The sequence below is a fragment of the Streptosporangiales bacterium genome, assembly GCA_009379825.1.
Classification (GTDB): Bacteria; Actinomycetota; Actinomycetes; order Streptosporangiales; family WHST01; genus WHST01.
On the sequence record WHTA01000080.1, the window covers coordinates 1 to 23,069 of the forward strand.

19 protein-coding genes are annotated in these 23,069 nt (G+C 70.9%); 10 read left to right on the forward strand and 9 right to left on the reverse strand.

Annotation, left to right across the window (positions count from 1 at the left end):
- Positions 1–105 precede the first annotated feature (105 nt).
- Positions 106–723 carry an ABC transporter permease subunit gene (locus GEV07_25800; protein MQA05983.1) on the reverse strand — a complete coding sequence of 206 codons (618 nt, stop codon included), beginning with the start codon at positions 721–723 and terminating at the stop codon, positions 106–108.
- An 88-nt stretch (positions 724–811) separates the two neighbouring features.
- Positions 812–1,669, reverse strand: coding sequence for an SIS domain-containing protein (locus GEV07_25805; GenBank protein ID MQA05984.1), 858 nt, complete (start codon positions 1,667–1,669; stop codon positions 812–814).
- Positions 1,670–1,792: 123 nt separating this feature from the next.
- Here GEV07_25805 and GEV07_25810 point away from each other — a divergent pair, with 123 nt between their 5' ends.
- From GEV07_25810 to hutI, 4 genes are read left to right on the forward strand one after another with little or no spacing between them, the layout of a single operon-like run.
- Entirely contained in the window at positions 1,793–3,451 is a 1,659-nt protein-coding gene (locus tag GEV07_25810) for a urocanate hydratase (GenBank protein ID MQA05985.1), read from the forward strand.
- Positions 3,452–3,456: 5 nt separating this feature from the next.
- Positions 3,457–4,656, forward strand: coding sequence for an allantoate amidohydrolase (locus GEV07_25815; GenBank protein MQA05986.1), 1,200 nt, complete (start codon positions 3,457–3,459; stop codon positions 4,654–4,656).
- Entirely contained in the window at positions 4,653–5,978 is a 1,326-nt protein-coding gene (locus GEV07_25820; GenBank protein ID MQA05987.1) for a formimidoylglutamate deiminase, read from the forward strand. The genes GEV07_25815 and GEV07_25820 overlap by 4 nt, the downstream gene beginning before the upstream one ends.
- A gap of 52 nt (positions 5,979–6,030) precedes the next feature.
- Entirely contained in the window at positions 6,031–7,227 is a 1,197-nt protein-coding gene (gene hutI / locus GEV07_25825) for an imidazolonepropionase (GenBank protein ID MQA05988.1), read from the forward strand.
- Between the two features lie 220 nt (positions 7,228–7,447).
- On the opposite strand, the gene GEV07_25830 is transcribed toward hutI, so the two are convergent.
- The 5 genes from GEV07_25830 to lexA form a co-directional block, all read right to left on the reverse strand.
- A complete protein-coding gene (locus tag GEV07_25830) occupies positions 7,448–10,201 on the reverse strand; it encodes an FHA domain-containing protein (protein ID MQA05989.1) in 2,754 nt (917 codons plus the stop codon).
- A 79-nt stretch (positions 10,202–10,280) separates the two neighbouring features.
- Positions 10,281–11,594: a beta-hexosaminidase gene (locus tag GEV07_25835; protein MQA05990.1), complete on the reverse strand. Its 1,314-nt coding sequence runs from the start codon at positions 11,592–11,594 to the stop codon at positions 10,281–10,283.
- Between the two features lie 68 nt (positions 11,595–11,662).
- Complete coding sequence (locus tag GEV07_25840; protein ID MQA05991.1) at positions 11,663–12,640, reverse strand: hypothetical protein; 978 nt, start codon at positions 12,638–12,640, stop codon at positions 11,663–11,665.
- A gap of 2 nt (positions 12,641–12,642) precedes the next feature.
- Complete coding sequence (locus GEV07_25845; GenBank protein ID MQA05992.1) at positions 12,643–13,896, reverse strand: ArgE/DapE family deacylase; 1,254 nt, start codon at positions 13,894–13,896, stop codon at positions 12,643–12,645.
- 100 nt (positions 13,897–13,996) lie between these two features.
- Entirely contained in the window at positions 13,997–14,776 is a 780-nt protein-coding gene (gene lexA / locus GEV07_25850) for a transcriptional repressor LexA (protein ID MQA05993.1), read from the reverse strand.
- 179 nt (positions 14,777–14,955) lie between these two features.
- Here lexA and GEV07_25855 point away from each other — a divergent pair, with 179 nt between their 5' ends.
- The 3 genes from GEV07_25855 to GEV07_25865 all read left to right on the forward strand — a co-directional run bounded on the left by GEV07_25855 (position 14,956) and on the right by GEV07_25865 (position 19,752).
- Positions 14,956–15,477 (forward strand): LysM peptidoglycan-binding domain-containing protein, encoded by a 522-nt coding sequence (locus GEV07_25855; protein MQA05994.1) that lies wholly within the window; start codon positions 14,956–14,958, stop codon positions 15,475–15,477.
- An 821-nt stretch (positions 15,478–16,298) separates the two neighbouring features.
- The gene (gene nrdR / locus GEV07_25860) at positions 16,299–16,784 is read left to right on the forward strand and encodes a transcriptional repressor NrdR (GenBank protein ID MQA05995.1); all 486 of its coding nucleotides are present in this window, start codon (positions 16,299–16,301) and stop codon (positions 16,782–16,784) included.
- A gap of 133 nt (positions 16,785–16,917) precedes the next feature.
- Entirely contained in the window at positions 16,918–19,752 is a 2,835-nt protein-coding gene (locus tag GEV07_25865; GenBank protein ID MQA05996.1) for a vitamin B12-dependent ribonucleotide reductase, read from the forward strand.
- Between the two features lie 73 nt (positions 19,753–19,825).
- On the opposite strand, the gene GEV07_25870 is transcribed toward GEV07_25865, so the two are convergent.
- A complete protein-coding gene (locus GEV07_25870) occupies positions 19,826–20,455 on the reverse strand; it encodes a class F sortase (GenBank protein ID MQA05997.1) in 630 nt (209 codons plus the stop codon).
- Positions 20,455–20,832, reverse strand: a complete 378-nt coding sequence (locus tag GEV07_25875; protein ID MQA05998.1) for a hypothetical protein — start codon at positions 20,830–20,832, stop codon at positions 20,455–20,457. Before GEV07_25875 ends, GEV07_25870 begins: the two co-directional genes overlap by 1 nt.
- Between GEV07_25875 and GEV07_25880 the strand changes: the two genes are divergently transcribed.
- The 3 genes from GEV07_25880 to GEV07_25890 all read left to right on the forward strand — a co-directional run.
- Complete coding sequence (locus GEV07_25880) at positions 20,816–21,181, forward strand: hypothetical protein (GenBank protein MQA05999.1); 366 nt, start codon at positions 20,816–20,818, stop codon at positions 21,179–21,181. The two genes, GEV07_25875 and GEV07_25880, sit on opposite strands and share 17 nt — an antisense overlap.
- Positions 21,182–21,547: 366 nt before the next feature.
- Positions 21,548–22,522 carry a hypothetical protein gene (locus GEV07_25885; GenBank protein ID MQA06000.1) on the forward strand — a complete coding sequence of 325 codons (975 nt, stop codon included), beginning with the start codon at positions 21,548–21,550 and terminating at the stop codon, positions 22,520–22,522.
- A gap of 121 nt (positions 22,523–22,643) precedes the next feature.
- Positions 22,644–23,069, forward strand: a 426-nt coding sequence (locus GEV07_25890) for a hypothetical protein (protein MQA06001.1), incomplete at its 3' end; no start/stop codon positions are given.

The window sequence follows — 23,069 nt, forward strand, 5'->3', positions numbered from 1 at the left end:
GCACCCGAGCCCGCGGCTCCGCCCGCCCGAACCGGCCCGCGACCCGCTCATGCAAGGTATCCAGCTCATCTATCACCAGATCGGTAACCACCCGACCATGATCAACTACCTGTCAAGCAAGTGCCGTTGCAGTACTAGGCCGCGGAACGCCGAGATGAACTCGCCGACGATCACGCCGATGACACCGTAGGGAACACCGGCGCGCAGGCCCATGAAGATGTACGGCATGGTCGAGCGCAGGTAGACGTGCCTGGTGAGCTGTGCCTGATCGGCGCCGAGTGCGCGGGCGACCTTCACCAGCTCGAGATCGACGCTCCGCACGCCCATGTAGACGATGAAGAAGACCATGATCGTCGCGATGGTCACCTTCGACCAGATACCGATGCCGAACCAGATGATGAACAGCGGCGCGATGGTGATCATCGGAATGCCGTAGGCCGCCATGATGTACGGCTCGAACATCCTGGCCGCGAAGTTCGACCGGCCGAGCAGGTACCCCACCACGCATCCGGCGATCGAGCCGAACACGAAGCCGAGCACCAGCTCCACGAGCGTGGTGGTGAGGTCGGGCAGGATGGCGCCGCTTGCGGTGATGTCGACGAGCCGCCGCGCAACGTCGACCGGTGTGCTGACGTAGATCGCCGGGATCAGCGTGCCGGAACCGAACTGCCAGGCGAGCAACGTGACCACACCGGGCAGGATCGGCCAGAGCACGCGTGACAGCCGGCGAGTCCTTGCCGCAGTGCGTTCGGCGCCTGCTTGATACTCATTCGGCTCCTTCCGCTGAAGCCGGTCACGCTCTTACGCGTCGTTACGCGAGCTGGAACACTCGGTGCTTTGCAGTGGTTTCTTCGAACCGCTCCAGGCGTTGTTGGGTGCGGTCCCTCGTCCGGTCGCTGATGCACTCGAGCAGGACCAGGGCGAGCATCTCGGGCACGACGTGTGAGTCGAACACGAGACGGCTGCCGACCTGTGCGGCCAGCACGCGATCGGCGTGGCTGGCGACGGGTTCGAGCTGGGTGTCGGAAATCGCCACGACGCGCAAGCCGATCTCGCGCGCGTACCTCAGCAACTCCAACGTCTCCCGTGGGTAGCGGGGAAGCACGAAGGCGAGCAGATGGCTCGCGCCGGCGAGCGCGGCCTGGTCGAGCAGGTCGCGCGCGGTCGAGTCGCCGTGGGTGATCAGGCGGACGTCGGGCAGCACCTTCTGCGCGCAGTACACGAAGTGGCCGGCCACGCCGGCGGACACCCGCAGGCCGAGCACCACCAGTGGCTGTGAGTCGGCGAGCTCGGCCGCGGCCGCCTCGACGTGGCGGGGGTCGCGCAGCTCGTGCGCCAGCTTGCGGAGGTTGGCGACCTCCTGCATGACCGAGTCCTGCCGGCTGTTCGGCTGGCCCTGGTCGCCGTCGTCGGCCTCGTCGGCGAGCGCGTGGTCGCGGAGCACGGCGCGGAACGCCTGGTACGACGGGAAGCCGAGGGTGGCCGCGAACCTGGTGACCGACGGCTGGCTGACCCCGGCACGCGCAGCGAGGTCGATGCTCGAAAGGAACGCCGCCTCGGCCGCGTTCTCCAGCACGAACTGGGCGATGCGCCGTTGGGCGGGCGACAGCCGCTTGGTGGACAGCAGCTCGGTGAGCTGCTGCCGAGCGGGGCTGTCGGCGTGCGGCATGGCGGTGAGTTTATGGAATGACTTGATTCAGCACAAGAGACAATGAATGATTGCATTCCTCGGGTCCGGTGGACGGGTTCGGTGGCAGGGTGGAGACGGTGGCGGTGAAGGAGGCGGAAGCGCATGCGCTCGGTACGTGCGCCGCGGGGCACTGAGCTGTCGTGCCAGGGCTGGCAGCAGGAGGCGGCCCTGCGGATGCTGATGAACAACCTGGACGCCGAGGTGGCCGAGCACCCCGAGGAGCTCGTCGTCTACGGCGGGTCAGGCAAGGCCGCCCGCAGCTGGGCGGCGTACGACGCGATCGTGCGCACCCTGCGCGGGCTCGCCGCGGACGAGACCATGCTCGTGCAGTCGGGCAAGCCGGTGGCGGTGTTCCGTACGAACGAGTGGGCGCCGCGGGTGCTCATCGCGAACTCCAACCTGGTGCCCGACTGGGCCACGCAGGAGGAGTTCCGCCGGCTGGAGGCGCTCGGCCTCACCATGTTCGGGCAGATGACCGCAGGCTCGTGGATCTACATCGGCACGCAGGGCATCCTGCAGGGCACCTACGAGACGTTCGCCGCCATCGCGGAGAAGCGGTTCGGCGGCACGCTCGCCGGCACCGTCACGCTGACCGCCGGCCTCGGCGGGATGGGCGGCGCGCAGCCGTTGGCCGTCACCATGAACGGTGGCGTCGCGCTGTGCATCGACTGCGACCCGAGCCGCGTACGCCGCCGGATCGAGCACAGCTACCTGGACGTGCAGGCGCAGGACCTCGACCACGCGCTCGCGGTGATCGAGCAGGCGCGCACCGAACGCAAGCCGCTGTCCGTCGGGCTGGTCGGCAACGCCGCCGAGCTGGTGCCGCAGGTGCTGCGTGCCGGTGCGCACATCGACATCGTCACCGACCAGACCAGCGCGCACGACCCGCTGACCTACCTGCCGGTCGGCGTCGAGTTCGACGACTGGTCGGCCGAGCGCGACAAGGACTCGAAAGGGACGGTCGAGCGGGCCCGGGCGTCGATGGCGACGCACTGCGAGGCGATGGTCGGGTTCCTCGACGCAGGCGCGGAGGTCTTCGACTACGGCAACTCGCTGCGGCGGGAGGCGGAGCTCGGCGGCAGCACCCGTGCGTTCGACTACCCGGGCTTCGTGCCGGCGTACATCCGGCCGCTGTTCTGCGAGGGCAAGGGACCGTTCCGGTGGGCCGCGCTGTCCGGCGACCCCGCCGACATCGCCCGCACCGACCGCGCCATCCTCGAGCTGTTCCCCGACAACGAGCCGTTGGCCAGGTGGATGCGCCTCGCCGGTGAGAAGGTGCACTTCCAGGGCCTGCCGTCGCGGATCTGCTGGCTGGGCTACGGGGAGCGCGACAAGGCCGGCCTGGCGTTCAACGACCTGGTGGCGAGCGGCGAGGTGAGCGCGCCCATCGTGATGGGCCGCGACCACCTGGACTGCGGTTCGGTCGCGTCGCCCTACCGGGAGACCGAGGCGATGCTCGACGGCTCCGACGCGATCGCCGACTGGCCACTGCTCAACGCACTGGTCAACACGGCGTCCGGGGCGACCTGGGTGTCCATCCACCACGGCGGCGGCGTCGGCATGGGCAGGGCGATCCACGCCGGCCAGGTGACCGTCGCCGACGGCTCCCGGCTGGCCGCGGAGAAGATCGAGCGGGTGCTCACCAACGACCCCGGCATGGGCGTCGTACGGCACGTCGACGCCGGGTACGACGGCGCGGTCGAGGTGGCCGACCGTACCGGCGTGCGGGTACCGATGCGCGAAGCCGACGACCAAGCGTGAAGGACCTGTGGGACGAGCTGCTGGCGATCGGCCGCGACCCGCACACCGGCGGCTACCACCGGCACGGCTGGAACGCGGCCGAGCTGGAGTGCCGGGCCTGGTTCCGTAGCGCCGCGGCCGACCGGGGCCTGCAGGTGGACGAGGACGGCAACGGCAACCTCTGGGCCTGGTGGGGCGAGCCCGGTGACGACGCGGTCGTCACCGGTTCCCACCTCGACTCGGTGCCTGACGGTGGCGCGTACGACGGCCCGCTCGGCGTGGTGTCCGCGTTCGCCGCCGTGGACCTGCTCTGCGACAGCGGGGTGACGCCCGGCCGGCCGCTCGCCGTGGTCGCGTTCGCCGAGGAGGAGGGCTCGCGGTTCGGCGTGCCCTGCCTCGGGTCCCGGTTGCTCACCGGGCAGGTGGCGCCGGGCCGTGCGCGTGAGCTGCGCGACCGCGACGGCCGTACTTTCGACGAGGCGTTGCGCGACGCCGGCGCCGACCCTGCGCTCCTCGGCCGGGACGAGGCCCGGCTGGCCCGCATCGGCTGCTTCGTCGAGCTGCACGTCGAGCAGGGCCGTGCGTTGGTGGACCAGCCCGCGCCGGTCGGCGTGGCGACCGCGATCTGGCCACACGGCCGCTGGCGGTTCGACTTCGCCGGTGAGGCGAACCACGCGGGCACCACCCGGCTGGAGGACCGCCGCGACCCGATGCTGACGTTCGCGAACACCGTGCTCTCTGCCAGGAAGAAGGCCAGGCTCGCCGGTGCCGTCGCCACCGTCGGCCGGGTGGAGGTCGAGCCGAACGGCACCAACGCGATCCCGTCCCGGGTGCGGGCCTGGCTGGACACCCGCGCCCCGGACGCGGACACGCTGGGTGCGGTGGTCGCGGCGATCGAGCGCGCGGCCGTGGAGCGCGGCGAGCGCGACGGCGTCACGGTGGACCTGACGCAGGAGTCGCACAGCGCGGAGACGGCGTTCGACCCGTACCTCGGTGCGCGGGTGAGCCAGCTGCTCGGCAACGCGCCGATGCTGCCGACCGGGGCCGGGCACGACGCCGGCGTGCTGGCCGGCGTGGGCGTGCCGACGGCCATGCTGTTCGTCCGCAACCCCACCGGCGTCTCGCACTCGCCCGCCGAGCACGCCGAGTGGGTGGACTGCGTCACCGGCGCGGAGGCGCTCGCCACGGTGCTGGCCGAGCTCGCGGAAGCGGAGAGCGCGGCGTGACGACGTACCACTGCGAGTACGCCGCACTGCCCGGCGGTGTGCACGACGATGTGCTGATCGACGTCGACGGCGAGCGCATCGCGTCGGTACGTACGGAGACCGCGGTCCCTGACGGCGCGGTGCGACTGACGGGGCTCACGCTGCCGGGGTTGGCGAACGCGCACTCGCACGCGTTCCACCGCGCGCTGCGCGGGCGCACCCACGGCGGGCGCGGCGACTTCTGGTCGTGGCGGGAGCAGATGTACACCGTGGCGGCGTGCCTCGACCCGGACAGCTACCTGCGGCTCGCCCGTGCGGTGTACGCGGAGATGGCGCTCGCCGGCGTCACCGTCGTCGGTGAGTTCCACTACCTGCACCGCCAGCCGGACGGCCGCCCGTACGACGAGCCGAACGCGATGGGGCACGCGCTGGTGCAGGCGGCCGCGGACGCCGGCGTGCGGCTGACCCTGCTCGACACCTGCTACCTGCAGGCCGGCCCGGACGGCCGGCCGCTGGCCGGGCCGCAGCTGCGGTTCACCGACGGCAGCGCGGAGGCATGGGCGGCGCGGGTGGCGTACCTGCGCGCGCCGCGGGTCGGTGCGGCAGTGCACTCGGTGCGCGCGTGCCCGCCCGCGGCGATGACGGCCGTCGGTGGCTGGGCGCAGCGGTCGGACGCCCCGTTGCACTTCCACCTCTCCGAGCAGCGGCGGGAGAACGAGGAGTGCCTGGCTGCGTACGGGCGTACCCCGGCGCAGCTGGTCGCGGACGCCGGGCTGCTCGACGGCAACGCCACCGCGGTGCACGCCACGCACCTGACCGGCGCCGACATCGCCCTGCTCGGTGGCGCGCGGACGTACGCGTGCTTCTGCCCGACGACGGAACGCGACCTGGGTGACGGCATCGGCCAGGCGCAGGCACTGGTGGCCGCCGGTGCCGGGCTGTGCCTGGGCAGCGACAGCCACGCGCACGTGGACCTGCTCGAGGAGGCGCGCGCCGTCGAGCTGCACGAACGGCTCGCCGGTGAGTGCCGTGGCGTCTTCGGTCCGGCCGAGCTGCTGCAAGCCGCGGCGGCGGCCGGGTACCAGTCGCTCGGCTGGCCGGACGGCGGGGTGCTCGCCGCCGGCGCGCTCGCCGACCTGACCACCGTGCGGCTGGACTCGGTGCGGCTGGCCGGCGCACCGGCCGGCGACGCGCTGCTCGCGGCCGTGCTGCATGCGGGGTCGGCCGCCGACGTCGCGTCCGTCGTGGTCGCCGGTGAGCCGGTCGTCGTCGACGGTGTCCACCTGCGCGTCCCCGACACTGCTGCAGAGCTGGACCGCGAGATCCGGGCACTGTTCCCGTGACGGGTACGGTGGCGCGGGTGTGCTGGCGAAGGAGGAGAACACGGTGAGCGAGCTGTCCCGGTTGCTGACGAACATCGCCCGGCTGTGGACGGGCGACGGCGACCCGCTCGACGACGCTGCGGTGCTGGTGGAGGACGGTGTCATCACCTGGATCGGCAGCGCGGCGGACGCACCAGCGGCCGACATCGTGGACGACTGCGCCGGCGGCCTGGTCACGCCGGGCTTCATCGACGCGCACACCCACCCGGTGTACGCGGGGGACCGGTCGGCGGAGATCGCGGCCCGTTCGGCCGGCGCCACGTACGCGGAGATCGCCGCGATGGGCGGCGGCATCGCGTCCACCGTCGAGGCGACGAGGGCGGAGCCGTGGGACGGGCTGAGCGCCGCGCTGCGCGCGCGGCTGCGTGACTTCATCGGCTCCGGCACGACCACGCTGGAGGCGAAGACCGGCTACCACCTCACCCGCGAGGGCGAGCTGCAGGCGGTGCGGATGCTCGCGGACCTCGCCGACGAACCTGTGCTGCCGCGGCTTTCCGTGACGTTTCTCGCTGCGCACGCGCTGCCGCCAGAGTACGCGGACAGCCAGGACGTCTACACCACGGAGGTCGCGTCCTGGTGCCGGGCCGCGGCGGACTCCGGTGCGGACAACATCGACGTGTTCTGCGACGAGGGCCACTTCACCGTGGACCAGGCCAGAGAGGTGCTGCAGGCGGGGATGGCCGCCGGGCTGCGGCCGCGTATCCACGCCGACGAGCTCGCCCGTACGGGCGGCTCACTGCTCGCCGCCGAGCTCGGCTGCCTGTCCGCGGACCACCTGCTGAAGGTCACCGAGGAGGACGCGGCCGCGCTGGCCGCGGCCGACGTCACCGCGGTGGTGTGCCCTGGCACCGCCTTGCAGATGCGTACCGCACCGCCGGTGCGGATGCTGCTGGACCACGGCGTGACCGTCGCGCTCGGCACCGACCACAACCCGGGGCAGTGCGGCAGCACGTCCATGTCGCTGATGATCAGCCTGGCCGTGGCCGCGTTCCGGATGAGCGTGACGGAGGCCCTCCACGCGGCGACAGTCGGCGCCGCTAGGGCCCTCGGCGTGCAGGACCGCGGCGTCGTACGGGTCGGCGCACTCGGCGACCTGGTGTGGTGGAACGCCGCCCACGAAGGCGCGTTCGCGTGGGCGTTCCGCCTGGAACCCCGCCAAGTCTGGCGCGCCGGCGTCCCCGTCCTCCCCGCCGACCTCGAGACCCTGTAGCCCTGCCGCGCCCCGGCTTGGGGCTCGGTGGAGTGCGGTCTGGGCGACCGTCGCCGAGCAGCGCCCGCCGGTCGAGCAGAGCCACGGGGGTACGTGTTCCGTTGCACCCGCGGCCGGCCCGCGGTCGCCCCACCAATGCGCCTTCTGCTGGCCCGCGCCGGCCCGCGGCCATCGCGTCGCTTCCCGCACGTCGCTGACCCGGCCGGCGTAGCCCCGCCTACTACCGGTGGCGGGGTGGGGGCTGCGGTGGCCGGCCGGGTGGGGGTGGTGGCGTGTTCGGCGGGCCCTGTGGGTGGCCGCCCCATGGTTGGCCGCCTGGCTGGGACGGCGGGCCGGGTTGCTGGTAGCCCGGGTGTGAGTGCCCCGGCTGCGAGTAGCCGGGCTGCGACTGGGGTGGCATTCCCGGGTGGGACGGTGGGCCCTGTTGCCAGCCGGGGTGGCTCTGCTGCTGCGGCGGGCCGTAGCCGTGGCCGACGGGCACCGGCTGCTGTTGCGGCATCTGCTGCATCTGGTAGCCACCCTGCTGGGCGTAGTACCCGGGTGGGATCGGCGGCTTCTTGCTGCCCTTGCTCCTCGACGGCTCGTGCGTGATCAGCATCAGCCTGGTGGCGATGGTGAGTACGACAGCCTGCAGCACCATGATGCTGATCACCAGCAGCCAGGTCTCCGGCTCGTGCTCCCACAGCGGATCCTCGAACTCCATCCGCATGGCGTTGCGCAGGTCCGCCGTCGCTGCGACCGCGGAGTAGCCCCACCGCGCCGGGAACAGCCAGGACGCCTGCTCCAGGCCGCCCCGCTCGATGATCTTGAACAGGCCACCGGTGAACACCAGCTGACCCATGACGATCACCACGAGGATCGGCATCGTCTGCTGGTTGCTCGTGACCCGTGACGAGACCAGCAGGCCGAGCGTCGTCGACGTGATCGTCAGCACGGCGATCGCGAAGACCAGCTCCATCCAGCCGAACGGGAAGATGAGCGGGTCGTCCGGCAGCTTCCGCCCGGCGAGGCCGGCCAACACCAGGATGTGTGCCTGGAAGATGTTGATGATGCCGAAGATGAAGAGCTTGCTCGCCAGGTAGGCGCCGGGCGAGAGGCCGACCAGGCGTTCTCGTTTGTAGATGGCTATCTCGCCGACCAGCTCCCTGATCGCGACGGCTGTGCCGATGAGACAGGCGCCGAGCACGAGCATCAGCAACAACTGCTGTGGTTCTGCCGATCGTTCCCTGAAGTCGTCAGGTACCTGCAGGCCCCAGTCGTTGGCCGGCACGGTGTGGGTGAGCAGCGCGAGCAGGATCGGCGAGCCGAACACGAACCCCGCGTACGCCTTGTCCGCGACGGTGACGGACACCATGCGCCGGCACAGGATCCAGAACTGCTTGAAGATGTTCTGCTGTCGCCGCGCCTTCGTCGGTGCCGTCGACGTGGCCATCCGCTGGAAGTCGTTGTGCGTCTCGGGCGCGCCGCCGTACTGCCGGTAGTACGGCGACTGGCGGTATGCCTCCTGCCACCGGTCCGGCTCGTTGGTCACCATCTGGAACACGGTCGAGTAGTCGTCGGCCCTGAACTGGTTCAGCAGCGGCTGGCCCGGCGGGCCGAAGTACGCGGTCTTGCCGCCTGGCGCGAGCAGCAGCACCCGGTCGCACATGTCCAGGTTGAGCACGCTGTGCGTGACGACGATGACGGTGCGGCCGTCGTCGGCGAGCCTGCGCAGCTCGGTCATCACCTGCTTGTCCAGGCCGGGGTCGAGACCGGACGTCGGCTCGTCCAGGTACAGCAGCGACGGCTGGGTGAGCAGCTCGAGCGCGACGGAGACGCGCTTGCGCTGCCCGCCGGAGAGCTGCGTGATGCGCTTCTCGATGTGCTCGGTGAGGCCGAGCGAGGCACAGGTCTCCGCGATCCGCTGCTGTCGTTCCTGCTTGCTCACGTCGTCGGGGAAGCGCAGCGCGGCCGCGTATTCCAGTGCCTTCTTGACGGTGAGCTGCCGGTGCAGGATGTCGTCCTGCGGTACCAGGCCGATCCGGTGGCGCAGGTCCTCGTAGTTGTCGTAGAGGTCGCGGCCCTCGTAGATGACCCGCCCGCTGGTGGCCGGCTTGGTGCCGGTCATCGCGTTCAGCATGGTGGACTTGCCCGCGCCTGACGGCCCGACGACCGCGACCAGGCTGCACTCGTCGAGCGTGAAGCCGACGCGGTCCAGGATGGTGACGTTGTTGCCGACCGTCACGGTCAGGTCCTCGGCGCGCAGCGAGACGCGGCCCTCGTCGACGTACTCGACCAGCTGCTGGTCGCGCAGCACGAACTGGTGGTGGCCGATGGAGAGCAGGTCGCCGGGCGCGAACGGTGCCTGAGAGACCCGCTGGCCGTTGAGGTACGTGCCGTTGCGGCTGGCCAGGTCGATGACCTCGAAGCCGCCCTGGGTGCGCCTGACCTCCGTGTGGTAGCGCGATGCGAGCAGGTCGCCGAGGACGATGTCGTTGTCCGGTGCCCGGCCCAGCTTGATCTGGTTGGCCACCTGGTGTGTGGACGACGGCTCGCGCATCTGCGGCGCCTCGGCCATCGGCACCTGCGCGACGGGGCCGCTTGCCGACGTACCGGGCTGCAGCACGACCAGCTGGCCGTTGGTGGGGTTGCCGAACCGCACCGCGCAGGGTTCCGCGATGTTCAACCGCACGACCCGGGTCGGCCCGATGAACGTGCCGTTGCGGCTGCCCAGGTCGCGCAGCACCCAGCCGTCCTCTTCGTACGCGATCTGGGCGTGGTGCCGCGACATCCGGTTGTCGTCGAGCAGGATCTGGCAGTCCGGGCTGCGCCCGATCAGGACCGTCTCACCGCGCTGGAACTGGCGGGGTTGGCCACCCACGATGACCACGAGCGAGCCCGGCTCCTGCGGTGGCATCGCGCTCGGGCCGGTTGTCCGCCCGAACTGCTGCGGTTCTTGTGGCGGTACCGGTGGCTGGTTCGGGTAGTTCGACACGGCCGAACGCTATCAGTGTCAGGTGCACGAACGGCCCGCATGGCACGGTTTGGCCATGTGTCGACCACTGCGTGGTCGGTTATCCGGCTTCCGCCTCCACCTGCCGTACGTACCCGCGGTGCTTCGCCCACGGCACCTCCGACCAGCTGGGTCGGTCGGCGCCGATGCGTTTGGCGTACAGCCGCAACGCGGTCACCCTGGTGGCGGCGGCGTCCAGCCGGTTCGCCGACAGCCGTCCCGACCTGGCCGCAGTGAGCAGCGCGTTGTACGCCTTGCCCAGGTTGGCCGGCATCAGCACGATGTCCTGTCCGGCCAGCACCGAACGCACGGCCGCCTCGCCCGCACCGTACTTGTCGAGGATCGGCTGCATGACCTGCGAGTCGGTGATGGTGACGCCGTCGAAGCCGAGGTCCTTGCGCAGCATGCCGGTCACCACCGGCTTGCTCAGCGTCGACGGGGTGCCGGGGTCGATGGCGCGCATGTCGAGGTGGCCGCTGAGCACCGCGGGCACCTGCGCGTCGATCGCCCGCTCGAACGGCGGCAGGTCGGTCTTGCGCAGCTGCTGCTTGCTGCGGGTGATCTGCGGTAGCTCTTCGTGGCTGTCGGTGGTGGCGCTGCCGTGGCCGGGGAAGTGCTTGACCACGGGGACGATGCCGGCGGCCCGGTACCCGTTCGTGGCGGCGGTGGCCATCGCGCCGACCCGCTTCGGGCCGTCGGCGTACGCACGGTTGCCGATCGCCGGGCTGTCGAAGCCGACGTCCGCGACCGGTGCGAAGTCGAGGGTGAAGCCCATCGCGCGCAGCTCGGTGCCGTTGGCCTCGGCGAGCAGCCGCGCGTTCGCGGGCTTGCCGGTCTTGCCGATGGTGCGGGCGGCGGGATACTTGGTCGCTCCCTTCGTCACCCGCTGGACGATGCCGCCCTCCTGGTCGACGCCGAGCAGCAGCGGCAGGTCCGGGTCTGCGGTCGCGGCGAGGCCGTCGTTGAGCCGCTTCACCTGCTTGGCGTCGTCGATGTTCTGCGTCATCACGATGGCGCCGCCGAGGTGGTAGCGCTTGATCGCCGCGGCGGCCGTACGTACACCGAGCGAGCTCTTGTTCTGGCCGGCCTGCTCGTCGGTGACCTTCGTCGCCGAGTAGCCGTAGAACTGCGGCATCAGCAGGCTGCCGACCTTCTCCTTCCTGGACATCTCGTCGACCATCCCGGCCGCCTCGATCAGCTCGGCCTCGTTCGGCCCCCAGCCACCGGGCATCGGGGTCACCGTCGAGCTCGGCGTCGCCGGCGTGCTCCCGCCGGTCGACGTCGCCTCGGTGGTCGACGCGGAGTCGCCGGGCGATCCGCCGCAGCCGACCAGCATCGCGGCGGCGGCCAGCAGGGCGACGTACGTGCGGCGCATTCAGCAGTCCTTCCCCAGGAGCTCGAGCCCTATCGTCGCAGTTGCCCGGGATGGGTGATCTGGTCAGGTCAGCCGCCCGCGGGTCGGACGGACGAGCAGATCTCCAGGTAGGCGGGCATGCCGCCGGCCGAGCTCGCGGTGAGCACGGCGTCGCGTACGGCGTAGGTGAACGTGTCCGCGGCGGCGGCGAGCAGCTCGTTGTACGCCTGGACGTCCGCAATGTCGGTCTCGCCTGAGGCGAGCGCGAAGATGCTGTCGCCGTCGACCATGGTGTGTGCCGGGCGCACCGCCCGCGCCAGGCCGTCCTGCGCGATGCCGGCCACCTTCTGGCACTGCGCCTTGTCGAGGCGGGCGTTGGTGAGCACCACGCCGAGCGTGGTGTTCAGCGGCAGCTGTCGGCCGCGCGGCAGGCGTGCGCTCTCCTCCGCGGTCGGTGTGGGCAGCGTGTGGTCGAGGTCGGCGAGCAGCCGGCCGGTGTCCGGGTGCACGGCGGAGCCGACGGCGTTCACCACGGCGAGCGCGGCGACGGTGGTGTCGCCGAGCTGCGTGGTCGCCCAGCCGATGCCGCCCTTCAGCCCGCCTACCCCGGCGCCGGTGCCCGCTCCGACGGTGCCGCGCGTCGGCGGGGCGGCCGCGGACACCGGGCGGGCGGCCACACAGGCCAGCCGGCCGAACTCGGCGTCCGGGCGGTTGCCCCACTGCCCGTGGTCGAGGTCGAAGATGACCGCGCCGGGCACGATGGGCACGACGTGCGTCGGATCGGAGCCGATCGGCCAGCCGCGGCCGTGTTCGGCGAGCCAGTGCATCACCCCGGTGGCCGCGTCCAAGCCGTACGCGCTGCCGCCGGTGAGCAGCACGGCGTCCACCCGGTCGACCAGGTTGCGGGGGTCGAGCAGGTCGGTCTCCCTGGTGCCGGGCGCGCCGCCGCGCTGGTCCACGCCGCCGACGGTGCCGGGTGGGCAGAGCACCACGGTGGTGCCGGTGAGCCAGCCCTCGTCCGTGCGCTCGTAGTGCCCGACGGCGAACGCGGTGTCCGTGCCAGGCACGGCTACTGCTGTTCCGCCGCGTCGGCGTCCTCGGTATCCGTGGGCTCCGGGCCGTGCAGCAGGAAGAAGTGGTGCGCGGCCCGTGCGTACACCTCGGCCTTGCGCTTGACGTCGTCCACCTCGACGTACTCGTCCGCCTGGTGGGCGATCCACTTGTCGCCGGGGCCGTAGACGGCGACCGGCAGCTTCGCGTCCCGCCACAGCACCGTGCCGTCGGTGGCGCCCGGCACGCCGCCGATCGTCGGGTTCACCCCGGTGACGTCGCGGTGACCGGCCATGACCGCCTGGATGACCGGCGAGTTCTCCGGGGTGTCGGTGGCGGGGCGGTCGTCGATGACCGTCACTGTGCCGCCGACCCAGCCGACGTACGCGTAGTTCTCCACGTTCTCCGTGATCTCGCGGACCAGCGCCGCGTGGTCGACGCCGGGGACGGTCCTGATGTCCAGGCCGAGCGCGCCGTCGGCCGGGATGAGGTTGTGCTGGGTGAAGTCGCCGCCGCCGATCACCGTGGCGGTGACGGTGGTCGTGCCGAGGGTGGGATGGCGGCCGTGCCGGCGGCGCAGCTCAGCCTCGTGCGCGGCGCACCACACCAGCAGCCGGCCGAGCACGGGGATGGGGTTGGCGCCGTGGTCGGGCATCGCGCCGTGCGCCATCCGGCCGCGCAGGTCGATGCGCAGCCGGATGCTGCCCTTGGACGACGTGCAGACCTCCTCGGCCTCGGGCTCGCAGACGATCGCGGCGGCGCAGTCGGCGGCGTGGCCCTGTGCGACGAAGTGCTTGACGCCGCTCATCGTGCCCTCTTCGTCGCAGAGCGCGGCGACCTTTATCCGGCCGGGGAACGGGCCCGCCTGCTCGATGGCGCGGGTGGCGTGGAGCATCGCGGCGACGCCGCTCTTCATGTCCGCGCTGCCCCGCCCGTACAGCCGGCCGTCGCGGATCTCCGCGTCGAACGGCGGGACGGTCCAGGCGTCCTCGGGCTGCTCGCTGACCACGTCGGTGTGGCCCTCGAACAGCAGTGTGGGCCCTGGCATGCCGCCGTCGACGACCGCGTGCACGTTCGGCCGGCCGGGGCTGACCTCCTCGAGCACCGGTTCCCAGCCGAACTCCCGCATGACCTCCGCCACGACGGCGGCGGCGGGCTCCTCGGAGCGCTCCCGATCCGGGTCGTGCACGCTGGGAACACGGACGAGGCGCTGGGTCAGATCGATCACCGCGGCGAAGTCGATCTCCGGCCAGCCGGTCGGCTGGCCGGTCACCTGCTCCTCGGACGAGTTCGTCTCGCCTTCACTGGCCACATGTTGAGCGTAGATTACCGAGGCACCGGCATGCTGGACCACGGTGCACGGTGTGTGGTGGTCAGACCCGCCGCAGTACGGCGACCACCTTGCCGAGCACGGTCGCCTGGTCGCCGGGGATCGGCTCGTACGCCGGGTTCTGCGGCAGCAGCCAGACGTGGCCGTCACGGTGCTTGAACGTCTTGACGGTGGCCTCGCCGTCGATCATGGCGGCCACCACGTCGCCGTTGTCCGCGTCGTTCTGCTGCCGCACCACGACCCAGTCGTCCTCGCAGATCGCGGCGTCGATCATGGAGTCACCACGGACCTTGAGCAGGAACAACGTGCCGTCGCCGACGACCTGCCGCGGCAGCGGGAAAACCTCTTCCACCGCCTGCTCGGCGAGGATCGGCCCACCGGCGGCGATCCGACCGACGACGGGGACGTACGCGGCCTGTGGGCGGTCGTCACCCGCGTCGGTCTCGTCCGGCGGCACCTCGGCCGCCGGCTCCGCCGACGTGGGCATCTTCATCTCCACCGCACGCGGGCGGTTGGCGTCGCGGCGCAGGTAGCCCTTCGCCTGCAGCTGCCGCAGCTGGTGCGACACGCTGGAGACGGAGGTGAGGCCGACCGCCTCCCCGATCTCCCGCATCGACGGTGGGTAGCCGCGTTCCTTCACCGAAGTCCTGATCACCTCGAGCACTCGCCGCTGACGCGGCGTGAGGCCGGACGCGTCGGCCGGACCGTCGGGCAGTTCGTGCACCTCGGCGCTCTTCGGCGGCCGGCCGGCCTTCTTCTTGCCCGGCGAGTTCTTGCCCGGCGAGGCCGATCGCCTGGTCGAGCCAGTCTTGCCTTCGGTCACCGCGTCCTCCTCACCTCAACTGCCCTGCACCTTAACGGCCCGCCGCGCGACACTTCAAACATTTGTTCGAAAGAGTCTGGCAGTTGTCGGTGGAGGCTGGTAGAACTTCGTACATACATTCGATCGAACGCATGTTCGGCAGGCTATCAAGTAGCGGGTGCGTACGCACGGAGGAAGCGATGAGTGCAAGTGCAGGTGTCGCCTTCGACCTGGAGCCGCCACGGTCCGGGACCCCGGTCCCGCGCGCCGCAAGACCGTCCGCCCGCCGCCCCCGACTGTCCGTGGTACCCGACGAGCCGGCGGCCGAGCCCGCACCGCCTACGACCAGCGGTGCGGTAGTCCCGCGGCCCAGCCGCCCGGCGTCCCCGCTGGGGCGTGCGGCCGTGTCGTCGGGTGCCGCCAACGTCGGGTGGCGGCTCACCCGGCGCGGACGCGCCGTGCTGCTCGGCTTGCTGGTCGTCCTGGTGACCGCGGCGGCGATCGGGTGGGGCGCGGCAACCGCAAGCGGCGCCGCCACCGACTCCCCGGAGACCATCACCGTCATCGTCGGCGACGGCGACACCCTGTGGAGCATCGCCGCCGACGTAGCCGCTGACCGCGACCCGCGCGCGACGATCGAGCAGATCAAGGAGACCAACGACCTGCACGGCAGCAAGGTAGAGCCCGGCCAGCAGCTCGTGGTGCCGGTCGGCACTCGGTAACCCCGGCCAACCTGGCCGACACCCGTGGCCGGCGCCGGCCAGCAGCCCGACCGCCCCGGCGGGTGGACGCCTGGTGTCGCCGCCGTGACAGCGACCAGGTCGGGTCTCGCGGGTGCTTCGGCGGCACCGTGGCTCAGGTCGGGTGCCGCCGTGCTACATGGACGGACCGCCCGTGACCTGGTCGGTTAGCTGGTGCTTCCTGCCGGCACACCATCCGGCGGGCGGCGCCGCCCGCCGGTCCGGCTCCCAAGGGAGCCGGACGGCTCCCGGCGGCGCCACCTCGGCTCCCTGCGGCGCCACCTCGGCTCCCTGCGGCGCCACCCAGCCGGGCCATACCACCGGGTACCACCCGGCACTGGGCGCCACCCCGGCACCCGGCACTACTCGGCACTGGGCGCCGCCCGGTATCCGGCACCACTCGGCACCCGGCATCACCCGGCATCCGGCACCACCCGGCATCCGGCACCACCCGGCGGCCGGCGCCGTCTCGGGGTGGTCGGGGTCGGTCGGCATTCCGGGGGTGCGGGCGGCGCCGTCGGCGGGGTGGTTGGGGGTCGACACGCCGTGGGGTGGTTGGGGATGGGGCGGGTGGGGCTGGATTGACCTGGGTAAACGGGGGACGGGCGGGTGGCGCCGGTGGTGGGCGGCCCGGGGAGCTTGCATCGGTCCGGTGGAGTGCTAACGTGACCCCTACATCTAGTAGTTACACGGATGTAAGTTCTCCACAGGTTGTGTTCTGCGGTCCACAGTGGATCCACAACTCATCCACAGGATGCGAGTGTGGATCCACAGGACTGTCCACAGAAGGGGGCCACGGGGTTATGCACTGCCCGTTCTGCCATCACCCTGATACCCGTGTTGTCGACAGCCGGGTGAATGACGACGGCACCCTGATTCGGCGTCGTAGGCAGTGCCCCGAGTGCTGCCGGCGACTGACCACGACCGAGACCGTGACGCTCAACGTGGTGAAACGGTCCGGGGTCGCGGAGGCGTTCTCCAGGGAGAAGGTCGTCTCCGGCGTGCACAAGGCGTGCAAGGGACGACCGGTCGACGTGGACGCGCTCGCGCGGCTGGCACAACAGGTGGAGGAAGAGATCCGGGGGCGTGGTGTCGCGGAGATCCCCAGCCACGAGGTGGGGCTCGCCGTCCTGGCGCCACTGCGCGAACTCGACGAGGTCGCCTATCTCCGGTTCGCCTCGGTGTACCGAGGGTTCGAGTCGCTCGCCGATTTCGAGACGGAGATCGCGGCGTTGCGCCAGGCCGCGGCCGAGCGGGTCGAACGCGTTCTGGTTGGCCAGGGGGGCTAGCCAACAGTTCTCGCAACACATCTTCATAGGACACCCAGCGCGTATCACGCGCAACACCAGCACCACCGGCCTCGTCCGACACATGCAGCGGCGGGGGAGCTGTCCGGGGGGACCAGTAACGGAGGAGGAACGCATGACGGAGACGGTGAGCGGGCCGACTGAGGGGACAGAGCGGAAGAAGCGGTCTCAGTCGGCGCCGCAGGGGCTGCGTGTGCAGCGCGTCTTCACCACGGCCGGCAAGCACCCGTACGACGAGGTCGAGTGGGTGCGGCGCGATGTCGTCATGACGAACTGGAAGGACGGCTCGGTCAACTTCGAGCAGCGGGGCGTCGAGTTCCCCGCTTCCTGGAGCCAGAACGCCGTCAACATCGTGACCAGCAAGTACTTCCGCGGCGCGCTCGGCAGCCAGCAGCGGGAGGCGAGCCTGAAGCAGCTGGTCAACCGGGTCGTCGACAAGTACGTGGCCGCCGGGTGGGAGAACGGCTACTTCGCCAGCGCCGCCGACGCCGAGGTCTTCGACCACGAGCTCAAGTGGATGCTCGTCAAACAGGTGTTCAGCTTCAACAGCCCGGTGTGGTTCAACGTCGGCACGACCGCTCCGCAGCAGGTCTCCGCGTGCTTCATCCTCTCCGTCGACGACACGATGGAGTCGATCCTTGAGTGGTACAAGGAAGAAGGCTTCATCTTCAAGGGCGGTTCTGGCGCGGGCCTGAACCTGTCCAGGATCCGGTCGAGCAAGGAGCTGCTCTCCTCCGGCGGCACCGCGAGCGGTCCGGTTTCCTTCATGCGCGGCGCGGACGCGTCGGCTGGCACGATCAAGTCCGGTGGTGCGACTCGGCGTGCGGCGAAGATGGTGATCCTGGACGTCGACCACCCAGACGTCGAGGAGTTCATCGACACGAAGGCGCACGAGGAGAAGAAGATCCGTGCGCTACGCGACGCCGGCTTCGACATGGAGCTCGCCGGCAAGGACTCCAGCTCGGTGCAGTACCAGAACGCGAACAACTCGGTGCGGGTCACCGACGAGTTCATGCGCGCCGTGGAGAACGACGGCGACTTCGGGCTGCGGGGGCGGCTCAGCGGTGACGTCATCGACACTGTCAACGCCCGCAACATCTTCCACAAGATGACGCAGGCCGCATGGGAGTGCGCCGACCCCGGCATCCAGTACGACGACACCATCAACGACTGGCACACCTGCCCGGAGACCGGCCGGATCACCGGGTCGAACCCATGCAGCGAGTACATGCACCTGGACAACTCCAGCTGCAACCTGGCCAGCATGAACCTGATGGCGTTCCTCCGTCCGGACGACACCTTCGACGCGGACACCTTCCGCAAGGCGGTCGAGCTGGTCAGCACGGCGATGGACATCTCCATCTGCTTCGCGGACTTCCCGACCGAGAAGATCGGCGAGACGACGCGGGCGTACCGCCAGCTCGGCATCGGCTACGCGAACCTCGGCGCGCTGCTGATGGCCACCGGGCACGGCTACGACTCCGACGGCGGGCGGGCGCTGGCCGCCGGCATCTCGTCGCTGATGACCGGCACCGCGTACAAGCGGTCCGCCGAGCTGGCGGCCGCCGTCGGCCCGTACGAGGGCTACGCGCGCAACGCGTCCGCGCACAACCGGGTGATCCGCAAGCACGCCGCGGCCAACGACGCCGCCAGGTACGTCGGTGACGAGGACAAGAAGCTGCTGCGCGCCGCCGGCGAGGTGTGGACCGAGGCGGTGCGGCTCGGCGAGGTGACCGGTTACCGCAACGCGCAGGCGTCGGTGATCGCGCCGACCGGCACCATCGGCTTCATGATGGACTGCGACACGACCGGCATCGAGCCGGACTTCTCGCTGCTGAAGTTCAAGAAGCTCGTCGGTGGCGGGTCGATGCAGATCGTCAACCAGACCGTGCCGCGTGCGCTGACGAAGCTGGGTTACCAGCAGGAGCAGGTCGAGGCGATCGTCGAGTACATCTCCGAGCACGGCCACGTGATCGACGCGCCCGGCCTGCGTGAGGAGCACTACGAGGTGTTCGACTGCGCGATGGGCGAGCGTGCCATCAAGCCGATGGGGCACGTGCGCATGATGGCCGCGGTGCAGCCGTTCGTCTCCGGCGCGATCTCGAAGACCGTCAACATGCCGGAGCAGGCGACCGTCGAGGACGTCAGGGACATCTACCTGCAGGGCTGGCGGCTTGGCCTGAAGGCGCTGGCGATCTACCGCGACAACTGCAAGGTCGGCCAGCCGCTGGCCACGGCGAAGACCGAGGCCAGCGAGGCCGAGATCGACGCCGAGGACGGCGCGGCCCGGCCGACGAGGAAGAAGCTGCCGAAGCAGCGCCCGGCCACGGTCACGAAGTTCTCCGTGGCAGGCGCCGAAGGCTTCATGACCGCGGGCAGCTACCCCGACAACGGGCTCGGCGAGGTCTTCCTCAAGTTGGGCAAGCAGGGGTCGACGCTGGCCGGCGTGATGGACGCGTTCTCCATCGCCATCTCCACCGGCCTGCAGTACGGCGTGCCGCTGGAGACGTTCGTCCGGCAGTTCACCAACCTGCGGTTCGAGCCGGCGGGTCTCACCGACGACCCGGACATCCGGATGGCGCAGTCGATCATGGACTACGTCTTCCGCCGGCTCGCGCTCGACCACCTGCCGTACGAGACCAGGGCGGCGATGAACATCCTGTCCGTCTCCGAGCGCACGGCCGCGCTGGACAACGAGAGCTCCACGCAGGGCAACGACGACGTCGACACCGACTCGCTGGCTCAGTCGGCCGCGACGACCGAGGAGCCGGCGGAGAAGAAGACCAGCAAGTCGACGCCGCCGAAGGTCGGCTCGTCTGCCGAGCTGCTCGAAGCGGTGCAGGGCAAGGTCGCCGACGCGCCGATGTGCTTCACCTGTGGCACGAAGATGCGGCCGGCGGGTAGCTGCTACGTCTGCGAGGGATGCGGCAGCACCAGCGGCTGCAGCTGACCGCAGGCATACGCGTCGAGGGCGCTCCCACCGCTGGTGGGAGCGCCCTCTCGCGTCCGACGTCTCGGGTGGGTCAGCCGACGTCGGTCAGGTGGGCGAACACCACGATATTGTCGACGTAGTGCCCGTTGCTGAACGCCCCACCGCAGGTGATCAGGCGCAGCTGGGCCGCCGGGGTGTCGCCGTAGACGAGCTTCGACGGGAAGTCGTTCTTCGCGTACTGCCGGGTGGCGTGCACGGTGTACGTGGTGCGCCGGCCGTCGGCGCGGCGCACCTTTATGACGTCACCTGGCTCGAGTTCGCCGAGTTCGTAGAAGACCGCGGGCCCGTCGGTCCAGTCCACGTGCCCGGCGATGACCGAGGTGCCGGCCTCGCCGGGCGTCGCGGACTTGCGGTACCAGCCGGCCTTGTCGCCGGTCTTCGGCGCGTCGAGCACACCTTTGCCGTCCTTCGACAGCCGCACCAGGTCGGTGCGGACGTCGATGCGGGGGACGCGCAGCGTCGTCGGCCTTGACCGGTCGAGTACCCGGTCGCCGCTGCTGCCCCGCCAGTTCGGGTCGTGGTCGTCCGCGCTCACGATGAGGCCGCCGCGGGGAGCGAACGCCAGCTGGTAGCCGGCGACGCCGAGTGCGGTGAGCCCCGTCGCGACGAAGAGACCGGCGACGACCTGCCCGAACCGGGAACGCGTTCGGCGAGCGGGCATCAGCTGCGCCTTGGCCGCCGCCTGGACCGCATCCGCAGCTGGACGAACAGGCCGGTGCCGACGGCGAGGAAGCCGAAGCCGAGCAGGATCAGGGCCATGTTGAGCGGGCCTCCCACGGTGCTGCCGCTACCGGCGGCGACGCCGCCGGTCGGCTCGGTGTCGTCGGAGCCGCCGCGGCCGCCGTCGCCGTCGCCGTCGCCGCCGTCGCGGCCGCTCTTGCCGGCGCTGCCGCCGTCGGCGTCGCCGGACTTCTCACCGCCGCCGACCGTGGTCTGCGGCCGCGGCGACTTCGCGTTGTCGCCTTCGACGGGGTCTTCCTCGTCACCCGGGCCGGGCGGGATCGGCCAGTCCGGCGGCGGCGTGTTCGGCGCCATCATCCGGCTCGCGCTCTGCGACCCGCCCGGACTCGACGAGCCGTCGTTGGACGGCGTGCCGCTCGTCGGCTCCGTGCTGCCCGGTTGGCTCGGGCGCGGCTGCGACGGCGAGGTCGAGGTGCTCGACGACGACGAGCTGGACGAGGGGCTGGGGTCCTCGCTTGGGGTCGTCGTCGACTCGGTGGGTGAGCTGCTCTGGGACTCGCTCGGGCTCGCGGATGGGGATGCGGAGCTCGAGCTGGACTGGACGGCGGCAACGGCATTCGGGGCGGTGGCGCTGCCGACGAGCACACAGCCGAGGCTGATGGCGGCGACACGCAGCGACCGTCGGACCCACGGGGCCATGGGTTGACCTTCCTTGTTGCTCTACGACGTGAGAGGGGCGTCTGCCTAGACCTCTGGGGCTATCAGGAGGAAGAAGATCTAGACGTAGTCGGGAGAATACGCTCTGTTGGCAGAAGTGCAAACTGCACCACGCTCGTTGCAGAGCGTGAACAACGCGTAGACGTCTCGTCGGCTCTCGGCCTGTACCGGGGCTGTCGCCGCGATGACTTGCGGTGAAGAAAATTTCCCCGCAACGACTTTCGCGGCAGCCGTAACGGCAACGGGGGTGGCACACGATGTGACGAGTAGTACGGGCTGTAGCGGTTCTACTGCTTGTCGTGACAAGCGGTAGTGGTTCTTGGCTCGTAGCTCGTGTCCGTTACGGAAGGTGCCAATGGGTCGCCGAGGCGTCGCAGCGCAGCGCAATGCCGCTGCGGTCTCCGCCTGTGCGCGCGCCCGCAGAACGATCGGCCGGCTGCTCATCGCCGGCGCGTTCTGCCTCGCCGGCTGGGCAGTCCTGGCCGTCTTCGATGCAAGCCCCGTAGCGGCCAGTGAGCGCCCCGCAGCCGAGCATCGGCTCGATCCCACCACCATCGCCGACGCGGCGCGGGCCACTGCCGACCGAGCTACGAGCGCAACTCAACACCGGGATGCCGGTGACCACCGGGAGACGGCCGCGACCGAGGAGTCGCGGCCGTCCGAGGCGGTGGCCGACCGGATCGCCGACACCGGCGACCGCGACCGGCCGCGGCTGAAGGACGCGCCGGTCATCGAGACGCTGCGCGACGCCGGGGACGAGCTGGCCCCGTCCGGCGTCGAGTGCCCGAAGCCGGACAGCTCGGTGTGCCCGAAGCCGGACAGCTCGGTGTGGCCGAAGCCGGACGACTCGGTGTGGCCGGACGAGTGGCCGACCGAGCCGGTGTGGCCGCACGAGCTGCTGCCCGGCGCGTCCGAGCAGCCGGGCGAAGAGCCAGGTGACGGGCTGCAGCCCGAGGCCGGGCAGTCGGCCGTCGTGCCGGGCGCCGTGGCCGAGGTTCCCGGCGCCGCCGCGGGCGACAGCATGTCGGCGTACGTCTCGCGGTCGCTGCCGACCGCCGCGACGCCGCACCGTGAGCAGTCCGTCCAGACGAACGACGCCGAGCGCAGGTCACCGCAGCTGCCCAGCTGGCCCGGGCAGCTCGGACTTCCGTACGCGGCGAACACCGGCCCGTCGTCGAGCGTGCAGACCGGAGCGGGGAACGCGCCGGTCGCCACGCTCGGCGCAGTGCCGGGGACGGCGGCCGCAGGTACGCCGCTCGTCCTGTCCAGTGCCCCGCGCGGGCCCACGTTGTCGAACGACGCAGTGAAACCCCCGGTCTCTCCCGACTGACCGCCCTGCCGCAACCGCAGGGTCACCGCAGAACGCGCCCGGTGACAGGCAAGTCAGTCAGGCAAGACACGAGAGACTTTTGAGAAGGGATTCACCTGTGAACGCATGGGTTCGGAGGTCGTTGTCGGCCTCGCTTATCGCTGGTGGTTTCGTCGTACTCGGTGCCGGTGTCGCGAACGCCGACGAGGTCGGTGCGCCCGACGCGGACCGGGTCGGTCAGACCGCGCAGCAGCTCACCGACAAGGTGACCGACACGACCAAGGACGTCCAGGGCACCGCGGGCGACGTGCAGGGCACCGTCGACGGTGCGAAGGGCAGTGCCGAGGGCACCGTCGAGCAGGTCAGGTCGAAGGTGCCGGCCGCGCCGGAGGCGCCGGTGAACCGCCAGGCCGCGCCGCAGGCTGACGTGGTCGAGCAGGTCAGGTCGAAGGTGCCGGCCGCGCCGGAGGCGCCGGTGAACCGCCAGGCCGCGCCGCAGGCTGACGTGGTCGAGCAGGTCAGGTCGAAGGTGCCGGCCGCGCCGGAGGCGCCGGTGAACCGCCAGGCC

Bases quoted from the DNA above. Each gene is read 5' to 3' on its own strand.
- GEV07_25805 (MQA05984.1), bottom strand. From the start codon at position 1,669: ATGCCGCACGCCGACAGCCCCGCTCGGCAGCAGCTCACCGAGCTGCTG.
- GEV07_25810 (MQA05985.1), top strand. From the start codon at position 1,793: ATGCGCTCGGTACGTGCGCCGCGGGGCACTGAGCTGTCGTGCCAGGGC.
- GEV07_25835 (MQA05990.1), bottom strand. From the start codon at position 11,594: ATGCGCCGCACGTACGTCGCCCTGCTGGCCGCCGCCGCGATGCTGGTC.
- GEV07_25855 (MQA05994.1), top strand. From the start codon at position 14,956: ATGAGTGCAAGTGCAGGTGTCGCCTTCGACCTGGAGCCGCCACGGTCC.
- nrdR (MQA05995.1), top strand. From the start codon at position 16,299: ATGCACTGCCCGTTCTGCCATCACCCTGATACCCGTGTTGTCGACAGC.
- GEV07_25865 (MQA05996.1), top strand. From the start codon at position 16,918: ATGACGGAGACGGTGAGCGGGCCGACTGAGGGGACAGAGCGGAAGAAG.
- GEV07_25870 (MQA05997.1), bottom strand. From the start codon at position 20,455: ATGCCCGCTCGCCGAACGCGTTCCCGGTTCGGGCAGGTCGTCGCCGGT.
- GEV07_25875 (MQA05998.1), bottom strand. From the start codon at position 20,832: ATGATGGCGCCGAACACGCCGCCGCCGGACTGGCCGATCCCGCCCGGC.
- GEV07_25885 (MQA06000.1), top strand. From the start codon at position 21,548: ATGGGTCGCCGAGGCGTCGCAGCGCAGCGCAATGCCGCTGCGGTCTCC.